At 62.8% G+C, this 12,274-nt stretch carries 9 protein-coding genes and 2 pseudogenes; 5 read left to right on the forward strand and 6 right to left on the reverse strand.

Annotated features, from left to right (window positions below; genetic code table 11):
- Positions 1-68: 68 nt before the first annotated feature.
- The 4 genes from AB4O25_RS08710 to AB4O25_RS08725 form a co-directional block, all read right to left on the reverse strand.
- Entirely contained in the window at positions 69-1,520 is a 1,452-nt protein-coding gene (locus AB4O25_RS08710) for a hypothetical protein (RefSeq protein ID WP_368949631.1), read from the reverse strand.
- A gap of 114 nt (positions 1,521-1,634) precedes the next feature.
- Complete coding sequence (locus tag AB4O25_RS08715) at positions 1,635-2,696, reverse strand: lipocalin-like domain-containing protein (RefSeq protein WP_065877597.1); 1,062 nt, start codon at positions 2,694-2,696, stop codon at positions 1,635-1,637.
- Positions 2,686-5,148: an ABC transporter permease gene (locus AB4O25_RS08720; RefSeq protein ID WP_460150954.1), complete on the reverse strand. Its 2,463-nt coding sequence runs from the start codon at positions 5,146-5,148 to the stop codon at positions 2,686-2,688. The genes AB4O25_RS08715 and AB4O25_RS08720 overlap by 11 nt, the downstream gene beginning before the upstream one ends.
- 1 nt (position 5,149) lies before the next feature.
- Positions 5,150-5,818, reverse strand: a complete 669-nt coding sequence (locus AB4O25_RS08725; protein WP_116077759.1) for an ABC transporter ATP-binding protein — start codon at positions 5,816-5,818, stop codon at positions 5,150-5,152.
- Positions 5,819-6,093: 275 nt separating this feature from the next.
- Here AB4O25_RS08725 and pmrG point away from each other — a divergent pair, with 275 nt between their 5' ends.
- Positions 6,094-6,768: a lipopolysaccharide core heptose(II)-phosphate phosphatase PmrG gene (pmrG, locus tag AB4O25_RS08730; RefSeq protein ID WP_460150763.1), complete on the forward strand. Its 675-nt coding sequence runs from the start codon at positions 6,094-6,096 to the stop codon at positions 6,766-6,768.
- Positions 6,769-6,956: 188 nt separating this feature from the next.
- A pseudogene (arnT, locus tag AB4O25_RS08735) lies at positions 6,957-8,641 on the forward strand (lipid IV(A) 4-amino-4-deoxy-L-arabinosyltransferase).
- Here the strand turns inward: arnT and AB4O25_RS08740 are convergent.
- Together AB4O25_RS08740 and AB4O25_RS08745 are read right to left on the reverse strand one after the other, a co-directional pair.
- Positions 8,613-8,765: pseudogene (locus AB4O25_RS08740) on the reverse strand (ABC transporter ATP-binding protein); the annotation flags it as partial. The pseudogenes arnT and AB4O25_RS08740 overlap by 29 nt on opposite strands.
- Before the next feature lie 118 nt (positions 8,766-8,883).
- Positions 8,884-9,756 (reverse strand): LysR family transcriptional regulator, encoded by an 873-nt coding sequence (locus AB4O25_RS08745; protein WP_017528251.1) that lies wholly within the window; start codon positions 9,754-9,756, stop codon positions 8,884-8,886.
- Positions 9,757-9,902: 146 nt separating this feature from the next.
- On the opposite strand from AB4O25_RS08745, the gene AB4O25_RS08750 reads away from it, so the two are divergent.
- From AB4O25_RS08750 to AB4O25_RS08760, 3 genes are all read left to right on the forward strand, one after another.
- Complete coding sequence (locus tag AB4O25_RS08750) at positions 9,903-10,676, forward strand: glucose 1-dehydrogenase (protein WP_017528250.1); 774 nt, start codon at positions 9,903-9,905, stop codon at positions 10,674-10,676.
- Positions 10,677-10,689: 13 nt separating this feature from the next.
- Positions 10,690-11,742: an L-idonate 5-dehydrogenase gene (locus AB4O25_RS08755; protein ID WP_460150764.1), complete on the forward strand. Its 1,053-nt coding sequence runs from the start codon at positions 10,690-10,692 to the stop codon at positions 11,740-11,742.
- Between the two features lie 170 nt (positions 11,743-11,912).
- Entirely contained in the window at positions 11,913-12,155 is a 243-nt protein-coding gene (locus AB4O25_RS08760) for a hypothetical protein (RefSeq protein ID WP_017528248.1), read from the forward strand.
- Positions 12,156-12,274: the final 119 nt, after the last annotated feature.

A 12,274-nucleotide genomic window follows, 5' to 3' on the forward strand; every position in this document is an offset into this window, starting at 1 on the left:
GCGCATAACAGGCGCAAAAAAAGGGGGCAGCCCTATGGACTGCCCCCCGCCTCACTTGCATGAATCAGTTAGCGCACAATGCTCTGGCTGCAAATATGACCCAGGCTAACGTATTGCACGATATTGCCACCTACCCCGACACCCACGCCTGGGAATTCCTTGAGTTCAATCCGCCAGCCGCCGTCGTTGAACCAGGTTCTCCAGTTGTAGGTCTGGCCGGACGAACTGTCCGGGTAGATCGCGTTGTGGTCACCCGAGCAGGTACCCAGCGCGACATTGCCCGAAGCTGCCCCAGTGATGCCGGTGGTGGCCTCGTAATTGACAAAGTTATAGGCGCCGCTGAACTGCTTATCGACCCGCAATACCGGGGTGACGCCGCGCAGGGGTTCGCCGGTACTGTCAGACCATTGCGTGCTCCAGCTCAGGTTGCGGGCCGCCTGGGTGGCCAGTTGGAAAATCGAACTGGGGATGCGCACCACATTGTCGCCAATCACGTCGTACTGGTTCAGGCGGGGTGCCGAACCCAGCGTCAACTTGTATTGCGCCTGGGGGTTCAATGCCACCGCTGGGTTGGCGCGCACGCGAACCTTCACGGTATAGCCCACGGGCACGCTCGGGTAGGTCGAGGTATTTTCCGGCTGGACCACTATCCAGTTATTCCCATCAAACCGTTCGAACACCCACTGGTTGCGCGCGCCTGTGCTTTCTTCATCCAGGTACACGGCCACGCCTTGACCGCGCAGCGAAGTGAAGTCGAAGTAATCGACATCGTTGACGGAGTCGATGTTGCCCGTCACCTGGTTCAGCGCATCCGGCAAGGCAAACGCGGTTTGTGCGGTGTCGTTGGGCTCGAAGGCATCGATGTTGCTGTCCACCGCCACACCAAAGCTGAACTGTGCGTTGCTCGCGGTGTTCGCCACCATGTACCAGTAGTAGTCACCGGCCGGCATTACACCGTTGAGGTACTCATCGGCATTGCCGGCGGCGTCGGAAGTGCCCAGGGGCGTCAAATTACCCTGGCCGTCATCGTGGAACAGCGTCAACGACATGTCCGTGCCGGCGCTCTGGTTCAGCAGTTGCACCTGAATGCGCGCGTTTTTCGGCAGGTTGAAGTGATAGGCGATTTGCGCACCGGTTTCCACACCGCTGACGGTGTACAGCGTATTGATATCCAGGGTCGGGAACAGCGGCGTGAACGCAGCAATCGCCGAGCCTTTCAGTTGCGCCGGGTCAGCTGTGTTCAATGCATCGACCTGCACGTCAACCGGCGCGCCACTGACTGCGGCCTTGCTCTGCGCTGGCTTCGAATTGCCGGCCATCGCCGCCTTGAGCTTTTGCTTGAGCGCGGTTGAAACTTGGGTTGTTTCCAGCTTGCCGCCGGATTTTAGCGCTTTGTCCACGGCCAGCCTGACCGCTTCGGCGCTGAGCTTCTGAGGGTATTGCTCGGCCAGGGCAAAGGCCGACACGAAGCAGGAGGCCGCCATGGCCGCGCCCAACATAAAGGCTTTTTTCGATTTCATTTTTTATCCATCCATAGTTAAAAACTGAAGGTCAGGTGACATCCGGTCACCTGGGATGGAATCTAGCCAACAACTGTATGTATGTCCAGTATTTTTGTAGGAAATTTTACCTATTCAATACCCGGTCATTTCCAGATACCCCACCCCGCCGTCAAACCGCACCGGCCCTTCCCAATAGGGAATGCTCAGGTTCATCCAGGCGTTCGGGTTGACGGCCTCAGGGCTGATGTCCAGCTGTTTGCCCGGAATTTTAAGCGACCAGCGCGTGGGCATGTTGCGCCCCTCGATGGCCGTGGTTGCCAGCGGCGCAAGTTGAATATTGGCGTTGTGCAACGTCTCGGCGTGGCCTTGCGGGTCGATCCAGGTGCCGGTGAGGTAACCGGCGCCGTCCTGCTGGCGCACACGGAACAACATCAGTTGCGCCCCGCTGTCCAGGTGCAGGGAGAACCAGTCCCAACCGGTTTGGCTGGCGCTCAAGGGTTGGCTGCTCCATTCGCGATCCAGCCAGGCAGGGCCCGTGACTTGGTACACCTTGCCATCAATGCTCAGGCTGCCGCTGGCGTTGAAAAACGGCTGGCTGTAGTAGTACGACGCCTGGCCCAGATCGGATTTTCGGCTGTAGCCGTTGGCGCCTTGCAGCACCAGCGGGCGGCTGGAGGTCAGGTGCAGATCGTAGGCGAATTGCGCACCGCCGGCCTTGAGTTGCATATCCGCCAACGCACTGGCGGCGCCGGGGCGGCTGGCAAAATTCCAATCGTCGATCCAGGCGTTGAAGGGCACCGCCTGGGCACCGGCCTGGCCGACGCCGCCACGGGCCAAACGTTCAGCGGCGTAGTGGCGAGTGGCGCTGGTGACGGCGGCGTGGCCGAGCCACACGGTGGAGTCATGCCAGCCCGCTTGCGTCGGCCCGGGCTTGAGGGCATTGCGGAACAGCGTCCATTGCACCCCGAATACGTTGCCCTGTGCGTCCTTGAGGTTGGCGGTGACGTACCACCACTCGATCCGAAAACCGTCATGGGGGCCGTGGTCGTCTGGAAAGCTGAACACCTTGCCCGGCACCACCTGGGCAAAGTCCGCCGCATCATTGCCCAGGCCCGCGAAGCTCTGCGCCGGCGCGGGGGCTTTGTCGCAACCGGCCAGCAGCAAAGCGGCGCACAACAACGCTTTAACCTTCATGGGCAAACGTCCTCAACAAGTCTGCCGGACGGCTGCGGTACAGCTGCCACAGTGGCCACGCCGATGCCAGCAATGTCGCCAGTAACGCCAGCCCGAGCAGTTGCGCCAACTGCCACGGGAACACCTGCAACGGCAGGCGCCAGCCAAAGGCTTGCACGTTGATCACCGCATCCAGGCACCACGCCAGCAGCAGGCCCAGCGGCACCGCCAGCACCAGGGTGAGCACCGCCAGCAGCCAGGTCTGCCCCAGGTTCAGCAGCATCAATTGCCGGCGCGTCACGCCCAGCGCCCACAGCGGTGCGAGTTGGCCCAGGCGGCTCTGGCTCTGGGTCAACAGGCTGATGAACAGCGCTACGCCGGCCACGCCCAACATCAGGCTATTGAGGGCCGCGGTGGCGGCGAAGGTGCGCTCGAACACTTGGCTCGACCAGCCTTTGAGTTGCTGCTGATCGATGATCCGGCTGTCCTCCAGGGCAAATGCGCGCTGCACTTCACGCACCAGCGGCGCCACGTCGGGCGCAGCGACACGCAGGTTGAAGCGTGCCGGCGAGAGTGTCGGCCAATGCGCCAGCAGGTGCTGCGAATTGACCAGTAGGTGGCCCTTGGGGTTGCCGTAGTCGGCGTAGATCGCCACGACTCTGGGCGACCATACACCTTGCGCTGTTGGGATAGGGAGCACATCCCCCAGTGTCACTGAAAGGCGACGCGCCAACTGCTCGCTGAGCATCAGCGTGTCGTTTGTGTGCAATTGGTCCCACGGCTGGTCTACAGCCTCCAACAACGGCCAATGCTGACGATAAGTAGGGTCATCGACCACCCCGAACAGGTCCGCCGGCCAACCCTGTATTTGCACGGCGACTTGCCAGGTGGGGAGCACCGCCCTTACCCACGGCTGTTGCGCCAGCCAGCCGCCGAGCTGTTCGGCCTGGGCCGGGGTTTGCGGGTTGAGGTACAGCTCGGCGGTGAGGCGTTGTTCCAGCCAGTTGTTGAAGGTATGGCGAAAGCCCGATGTCATCGAACCCGCGCCGATATTCGCGGCCAGGGCCAGCAGCAGAGCCATCAAGGCCAGGCTCAGCGCCGGCAACTGCTGGCGGCAGTCGGCGAGAAACCATTGGCCGAGCACTGAGCGGCTGCGCCCGAGCACGGCGTTGAGCACGCCATTGAGCAGCACCGGCAAACCGAGGGCCGCGCCAAGCAGCAACGCCGCCATCAGCACAAAGCCGGCCGCCAGGCTATCGCCCAGCCACAGCGCCAACAGTGCGATCAGCAGCGCGGCCGCCGCCACCCCACCCTGGCGTTGCAACCAACGGCCATGGGCCTCATGCCACGCCTGATCGTTGGCCAGCGCCAGCAATGGCAAGCGCGCGGCCCGCCACAGGCTGCTTGCGCCGGCAAGCAACGCGCCGAGCAGGCTCAGGCCCAACCCCGCCAGCCACCACCCCGGGCTCAGGCTCAATTGCCCCGGCACTTCGGCGCCATACAAGCCGCGCAGGCTGGCGGCCACATCCGGCAGCAACAGGCTGGCCAGCCCGTAGCCGCTGGCGACGCCGAGGATGCCCCCGAGCAGCGCCAACGCGGCCAACTCCACGCCCAGGCTGAAGATCAAACGCCGCGCACTGACCCCACAGGCACGCAAGGTACGCAGCAGCCCGCGCCGTTGTTCCAGGGCCAGGCCGATGGCGGCGTGCACGATAAACAGCCCCACCACAAACGAGAGGAAACCCAAGGCGTCCAGGTTCAGGTGAAAGCTCTCGGTGAGGCGCGCCAGGTTATTGTCCTCGGCCTGGCGCAGTTGCAGGTCGGTGGGCGGCGTGGGCTGGCCGGCGGCGAACGCCTTGTCTACCAGCAGGCGCGACAGTCGCCCGGGCATGTCGAGCAGCGGTTGGGCGAAGCTGATATCGGTCAACAACAGGCCGGGCGCCATGTCCGCCTGGGCTTGCAGGGGCGGCAGGCGCTGGCCATTGAGCGTCAGTGGTTGCATGCCTTCCTGCAAACCCAGCGACCGCAAGGTCTGCGGGGCAACCCAGGTGCGTCCCGGCGGGTCAAAGAAGGCCAGCAGTTGCGCCTGGCTCAAGCGTTGCCCCGCCACTGTCGCGCTGCCGGGCAACGACAACGGCTCGATGCCCATCAATTGCAGGCGCACATCCTCATGGCTCTGCAACTGCACCCGCCCTTGCACCACCGGCGACACCGGCCAGCCGGTGCGGCGCAGTTGCGCAAACACCCCCTCGGGGAAACTCGCCGAGTCCGCAGCGCTGAGGCTGGCCTGGGCTTCGCCGCCGATCAACTGGCTGGCGCGCACGTAGCTGTCGCGAGCCTGGCTGTTGAGGGCCTGCACCCCGGTCAACAGCGCCGTGGCCAGCCACAGCCCGGTGAGCACGCTGAAAAACTGCACCGGATGGCGTCGCCAATGGCTGAGCAACGCGCGTAGCGTCCAATAAAACACCGCCATCTCAGCGCGCGTCCGCAGGCACGATATGGCCATGATGCAACACCACCTGGCGGTCCAGCCGCGCTGCGATGCGCGGGCTGTGGGTGACCATCAACAGGCTGGTGGCGCTGTCCCGCAGCAGGTCCAGCAGCAGTTGCAGCACCTCGTCGCTGGTAGCCTCATCCAGGTTGCCGGTGGGCTCATCCGCCAACAACAAGCCGGGCCTGGATGCCAGCGCGCGCCCTACGGCGACGCGCTGTTGCTGGCCGCCCGAGAGTTGTTCCGGGTAGCGCTTGAGCAAATCGCCCAAGCCCAGGCGCTCGACCAGATGCGCCTGCCAGTGCGGATCAAAACGCCCCGCCAGCCGGGCCTGGAACGCCAGGTTGTCGTCGACACGCAAACTGCCGATCAGGTTGAACTGCTGGAACACCAGGCCGATGTCGGTACGTCGCCACTGGGCCAGTTGCGCTTCGCTCATCTGGTCGAGGCGCTGCTCACCCACCTGGATGCTGCCGCGGTCCACTCGGTCGAGCCCCGCCACCAGGTGCAACAACGTGCTCTTGCCGCTGCCCGACTCGCCCATCAACGCCAGGCTGCTGCGCTCGGCCAAGTGCAGGTCGACCCCCGACAGCACCGCCAATGGGCCTTGGGGCGTGGCATAGCTTTTAAACACAGCGTGCACCTGCAACATGACAACACTCGTTTGATGGGGGGCAATCGAGGATAACGGCTATGTATTGATCCTACGCAAATTTTTCACATGGATTTCACCGGTTGCCCACTCCCCCGCTTTAAATTACCGGTCAAGCGCCACGCGTCGGCAACTTGTTAGTTACAACGCCTGGTAACTTTTTTAACCGCCACGTGTTCAGCGAAAAGACAGCAGCCCTATGACAGCCTCCTGTTTCACTGCGGCGAATAGCCGACACGTTGCGCCAAACAAATACAACATTGCCAACAGCGCCCATGGTGAATGAAGTGGTTGACCTTACCCTGACCAAACCACGTTCGCGGCGGGCTTTTTCCAAGCGCCTGCAACGGCTGTGGCTAGGCATTAGCGTGGTCACCTTGCTGCTCGTGTGCAGCCTGCTGTGGCCGGCGTCCCCACGGAACCTGGGGGTGGGCGATCGTCTCCTGACCTCGCAAGTGATCCCCCTTTGGCGCGACGGCGAAGTGATTGTGCTGGTGCGCCATGAAGAACGCTGCGACCGTTCGAGCAACCCGTGCCTGGGCCCGCTCGAAGGCCTCACGATCAACGGCAGCCAACACGCGCAGACACTCGGCAACGCCTTTAAATCGCTGGGCATGGCCCAGAGCGACGTGCTCGCCAGCCCCGCTATCCGCACCGCCCAGACTTTGCGCTTCATGTTCGACAAACATGAGCTGACCTCCGGCGAGAGAGCCGTCTGCGGCGCAGCCATGGGCGAAGAATTGCTGCGCTACAAACAGCCTGGGCGCAACCTGGTATTCGTCACCCACAGCGGCTGCATCGCCGACTTCGAAACCAGCCTGGGCTTCCCTCGCGCCAGGTTCCCCGAGTACGGCAGCGCACTGTTCGTACAGGTTTTGCCCAATGGCAAATTCAAGACCCTGGGCATCATGAATAACCCCGACTGGCCCGCTGCCCTCAAACAATTCTAAGTCATCGCGCCAACGCGATTACCGCCCATGTTCAGCAAAAAGACAGGCCTGTTCTGGCATGTTTAATTGCGCCTTTTAACTAAGAACTTCATGACTCATTCACGCTATTCAATAAACGCTGTGAACACTTGCGTGATGACTTCATCACTTCAAAACCTCAACTTTGAACGTCAAGGAGCGACGTGTTCGTGAACCGTTTAAAACCCCTGCCGGTGCTGCTTTTGGCTCTCGCCGCGTTTTATCTATTACCCCCTGGGCCTGCACGGTTTGTGGACCCCGGATGAAACCCGCTACGCCCAGATCAGCCAGGAGATGCTCCAGAGTGGCAACTGGGTGGCGCCGCACTTCATGGGCATCCGCTATTTCGAAAAACCGGCCGGCGGCTATTGGCTGATCGCCCTGGGCCAGGCCGTGTTTGGCCAGAACCTGTTCGGCGTGCGCATTGCCTCTGCGCTCACCAGTGGCTTGAGCGTGCTGCTGGCCTACCTCATCGCCCGCCGCCTGTGGAACGACCCGCGCAAAAGCTTCGCCTGTGCCCTGCTATACCTGAGCTTTGGCCTGATCGCCGGGCAGGCCGGGTATTCGAACCTCGATCCGCAGTTCACCTTGTGGGTCAACCTCAGCCTCGTGGCATTGTGGTTTGCCCTCGACAGCAGCACCCCACGCAGCCGCCTGGGGGCTTGGGCCGTGTTGGGGTTTGCCTGCGCGATGGGTTTCATGACCAAGGGCTTCCTGGCCTGGGCGCTGCCGGTGTTGATCGCGCTGCCGTACATGCTCTGGCAACGGCGCCTGGGCGAGTTGCTGCGCTATGGCCCGCTGGCGATCTGTGTCGCGGTGCTGGTGTGCTTGCCGTGGGTGCTGGCGATTCACAGCCAGGAGCCGGACTTCTGGCGCTTCTTTTTCTGGAATGAACACATCCGCCGCTTCAGCGCCGACAACGCGCAACACGTGCGACCGTGGTGGTTCTTCCTGCCGATCATCGCCGTGTCCTGCCTGCCGTGGGCCGGGTTGCTGCCCAGCACCCTGCGCGCCACCTGGCAGCAGAAACGCCAGCCGGCCATCGCTTTCCTGGCGCTGTGGCTGTTGCTGCCGCTGGTGTTCTTCAGCCTGAGCAACGGCAAGCTGCCAACCTACATCATGCCGTGCCTGCTGCCGCTGGCGTTGCTGATGGGGCATACCTTGAGCGACCTGCTGCGCCTACGCCAGGCCCGCACGATCTCGCCTCAATGGCCTGCTCAACTTCGTGATCGGCATGGCGGCCATGGTCGGCCTGATCTATCTGCAAATCGCCAGGCCCGTGTACAGCAACAGCCACGCCGAGATGTTCAGCCTGTCCCTGGCGTTTATCGTGTTGCTGGGGTGGATACTCACCAACCTGCTGCAAGCCTTTCGCCCGTTGACGCTGTGGGCCATGCCGGTGCTGGGTATCGGCCTGTTGGTGATTCTGTTGCCGGCGAGCATGCCGCAAGTGATCGCCGATAACGAAATGCCCGACACGTTCGTCTCGGAGCATCAGCAAGTCCTGCAACAGACCCACGCCCTGCTCAGCAACGACCTGAGCCTCGCCGCCGCCCTCGCCTGGCGCCTGCAACGCCCGCAAGTGGCGTTGTATGACACCGAAGGCGAGCTGCGCTACGGCCTGCAATATGCCGATTCGGTCCACCGCAAGATCGACCTGGACCAGGTGCAAGCCTGGCTCAAGGACGCCCGCCAACAGGGGTCGGTCGGCGTGCTGATACGCGTCGGCAGCACCAGCGAAATGCGCGAGGCCGGGCAACTGCCACCGGGGGGCAAGCGCTATTACAAAGGGGCACTGGAATTGATCGTGTATCCACAACTCCCCCTCACGAACGCAGGCTCGCCGCATGAATAAACGCCTCATCCAGGCTCTTGGCCTTGTACGCACTCATAAAGCCTTGCGCATCATTGAAACGATTGAAGCGCCGCTGGCTGAGCATGTAGAAATCATCGCAGTGCGTGACGATCTCATCGACGTGTGACGGTTCGAACAACTCTCTAACTGAGGCCCCGCGATCCAAATGTGGGGGCTTGCTCCCGATGGCAGTGGGTCAGCTATAAATGCATTCACTGCCCCTACCGCCCCTCCACTCACAATCACTCCCCAAACAACTCCCCAATCAGGTTGAACACGGTGCTCTTCACCGCACTGTCCAGTTCGGTCCAGGCCAACCCGGTGCTGGCCTTGAACGCGCCCAGTTGCAGAGGCCGTGACACGCAGTTGGTCGGCAGCGCCCGCGCCGCCTGCTCTGGCAATACGCCAATGCCCAACCCGGCAGAGACCAGTGCAAGCATGGTGGTGAACTCGCCCAGTTCGGCAGCGATCTGCAAGGGCATGCCCAGTGCCTGGATAAATTCATCGTAAAAACCCGGCGCATAGCGACGCGCGAGGATATACACGGGCAGGTCGAGCAAATCGCTGGGCAGCACGCAGGGCTGCGCCGCCAGCGGATGGTCCGCCGGCAACGCCACACAAAAACTTTCCTGTAGCACCGCGCGCGTCTGCACGCCGGGATGTGTGGCGGGCAGGCGCATCAGGCCGAAATCCAGCAGGCCGTTTTTCAAGGCGGCGGCTTGATCGGGGCCGGGCATGTCCTTGAGTTCCAGCTCGATGCGCGGGTAGCGCTGGTGCACCGCGCGGATCAACTCGGGCAGCCATTGCGGCAACACCGACGAGACAAAACCCAGGCGCACACGGCCGATTTCACCACGGTTGGACGCCCGCGCCGCATCGGCCGCCCGTGCGGCCTGATGCAAGGTGGCCTGGGCTTCGGGCAAGAACACACGGCCGGCTTCGGTCAGCGTCACCGAATGGCGATTGCGGTCGAGCAGGCGCACACCCAAGCCACTTTCGAGCAATTTGATCTGCATGCTCAGCGCCGGCTGCACAATCGACAATTGCGCGGCGGCCCGGCCGAAATGCAGCTCCTGGGCCAGCACCACGAACGCCCGCAAGTGCTTGAGTTCCATCCCGCCTCCTCGGTTATCACAAAAATTGATCAGCCGATCATAAATGAATATTGGCCCCCCACCGCGCCTTGGGGTGAACTAAGGTCACTCGCGATGATTGAAGATGGGTTTGCTTATAACAATAAGCACGTCAGGAGACAGGCTCCATGCACAGCGTTTTAGATAACTTCCGCCTCGACGGCCGGCTCGCGCTGGTCACCGGTTCCAGTGCCGGCATCGGCCTGGCCATCGCGCGCGGTCTGGCCCAGGCCGGCGCGCGGGTGGTACTCAACGGGCGCAACCGCAGCACCTTGCGTGACGCGGCCGCCTTGCTCACGTTGGAGGGCCTGGAGGTGCACACCCAGCCGTTCGATGTGACCGACAGCGCGGCGATCCAGGCCGCCGTTGCGAGCATCGAGGAGCGCCTCGGCCCGCTGGAGATTCTGGTGAACAACGCCGGCATGCAACGCCGTGGGCCGCTGGAAGACTACAGCGAGCACCACTGGCGCGAGCTGATCAGCACCAACCTCGACAGTGCGTTCCTGGTGGGCCAGGCCGTGGCGCGGGCGATGATCCCGCGCAAGCGTGGGCGCATTATTAACATCTGCTCGGTGCAAAGTGAGCTGGGCCGCCCAGGCATTGCGCCGTATGCGGCAAGCAAGGGCGCGCTGAAGATGCTGACCAAAGGCATGGCGATTGATTGGGGCCCGCACGGGCTGACGGTCAACGGCATCGGCCCCGGTTATTTCAAGACCGAACTGAACGCCAACCTGGTGGCCAACCCCGAATTCAGCGACTGGCTGGTGCAACGCACGCCGAGCCGACGCTGGGGCGACGTGGCCGAACTGGCCGGCGCGGCGGTGTTTCTGGCCAGTGACGCGGCCAGTTTCGTCAACGGCCATATCCTGTATGTCGACGGCGGCATCACCGCATCGCTGTAACCCGGAGAAACTCATGCACGCTATCGTCTGCCATGCCTCAAAAGACCTGCGGGTCAGCCCTCAGGATGAACCGCAAACCCTCGTCCCCGGCCAACTGCGCGTGCGCATCGCCCGCGGCGGTATCTGCGGGTCGGATTTGCATTACTACCAACACGGCGGTTTCGGCACTGTGCGCCTGCGTGAACCGATGGTGCTCGGCCATGAAGTGTCGGCGGTGATCGATGCCGTGGGCGTGGACGCCGGGCCGTTCAAGGTCGGCCAGCGCATCGCGGTCTCGCCGTCGCGCCCCTGCGGCGGTTGCCGTTATTGCCAGCAGGGCTTGCCCAATCATTGCCTGAATATGCGCTTCTACGGCAGCGCCATGCCCTTCCCGCATGTCCAAGGCGCGTTTCGCCAAAGCCTGGTGATCGAAACGCACCAGGCCCATCGCCTGGCCGACCACGTGACCCTCGCCGAAGGTGCGCTGGCCGAGCCGTTGTCGGTGGGTTTGCACGCCATCCAACGCGCCGGCGCGGTGTTCGGCAAGCGTGTGCTGGTGACCGGTTGCGGCCCCATCGGCAACCTGCTGATCGGCGGTTTGCGCGCAGCGGGCGCGGCTGAAATCGTCGCCGTGGACTTGTCGGCCAGCGCCCTCGCCTGCGCCGAAAAAATGGGCGCCAGCCGCACCCACAACCTTGCCGACGGCAACGATGCACTCAAGCGCTACACCAGCGAAAAAGGCTACTTCGATGTGATGTTCGAAGTGTCCGGCAGCGCCCAGGCCCTGCGCAACGGCCTGGAATGCATCGCCCCGCGCGGCGTGTTGGTGACGGTCGGGTTGGGCGGTGACGTGACGCTGCCGCTCAACCTGCTGGTCAGCCGCGAGATCGACCTGCGCGGCACCTTCCGCTTTCATCCGGAATTTGCCCAGGCAGTGGATTTGCTCAACCGCCGGATCATTGATGTACGGCCGGTGATCTCGCACACCGTGCCATTCGAACAGGCGGTGCGGGCATTTGAGCTGGCGGCGGACAAGACCCAGGCGATGAAGGTGGTGTTGGATTTTGGCGTGAGCGATCTGGATTAACGCCCGTTTGTGACTTTGCTGTGGGCGCGGTGGTTGCCAGGCAGTGCGACTTTTGCCTGAAAAAATCAAACTATCGCCACCTGCGCGGTTCAGAACTTCAGGTTCCGGCACCGCGCTGCCACACGCGAGCCAGCGCCTCCTGTGAAACTTCAGAACATGGAGCACGCCCCTTGATCGCACAAATCATGATCGCCGCCCTCGGCGTCGTCGCCATCTGGTTCAGCCAGAGCAAACGCCTGAAGGTGCGCCGCTACGCCTGCCTGTTCGGCATGGCGGGCCAGCCGTTCTGGTTCTGGTCTTCGATCAATGCCGAGCAATGGGGCATCGTATTGCTCAGCTGTTTCTACACGGTGGCGTGGGCCAAGGGCATCAAGACGCACTGGATCGACCGCAAGCCCGATGCGCGCGCCTGATTTGCAATCGCGCACCGCACTGCCTATATTTGCCGCCTGGCGCTCTCTACGCCACCTTCCGCGGAAAGGGCTGCGCCCAAGACAGTGAAGCACCCTCTTATTTCTACGACTCCACACCT

Source organism: Pseudomonas sp. S3_A03 (assembly GCF_054668275.1).

What these genes read in the sequence shown, in the direction of transcription:
- AB4O25_RS08710 (WP_368949631.1), bottom strand. Translation starts at nt 1,520, where the DNA reads ATGAAATCGAAAAAAGCCTTTATGTTGGGCGCGGCCATGGCGGCCTCC.
- AB4O25_RS08715 (WP_065877597.1), bottom strand. Translation starts at nt 2,696, where the DNA reads ATGAAGGTTAAAGCGTTGTTGTGCGCCGCTTTGCTGCTGGCCGGTTGC.
- AB4O25_RS08720 (WP_460150954.1), bottom strand. Translation starts at nt 5,148, where the DNA reads ATGGCGGTGTTTTATTGGACGCTACGCGCGTTGCTCAGCCATTGGCGA.
- AB4O25_RS08725 (WP_116077759.1), bottom strand. Translation starts at nt 5,818, where the DNA reads ATGTTGCAGGTGCACGCTGTGTTTAAAAGCTATGCCACGCCCCAAGGC.
- pmrG (WP_460150763.1), top strand. Translation starts at nt 6,094, where the DNA reads ATGGTGAATGAAGTGGTTGACCTTACCCTGACCAAACCACGTTCGCGG.
- AB4O25_RS08745 (WP_017528251.1), bottom strand. Translation starts at nt 9,756, where the DNA reads ATGGAACTCAAGCACTTGCGGGCGTTCGTGGTGCTGGCCCAGGAGCTG.
- AB4O25_RS08750 (WP_017528250.1), top strand. Translation starts at nt 9,903, where the DNA reads ATGCACAGCGTTTTAGATAACTTCCGCCTCGACGGCCGGCTCGCGCTG.
- AB4O25_RS08755 (WP_460150764.1), top strand. Translation starts at nt 10,690, where the DNA reads ATGCACGCTATCGTCTGCCATGCCTCAAAAGACCTGCGGGTCAGCCCT.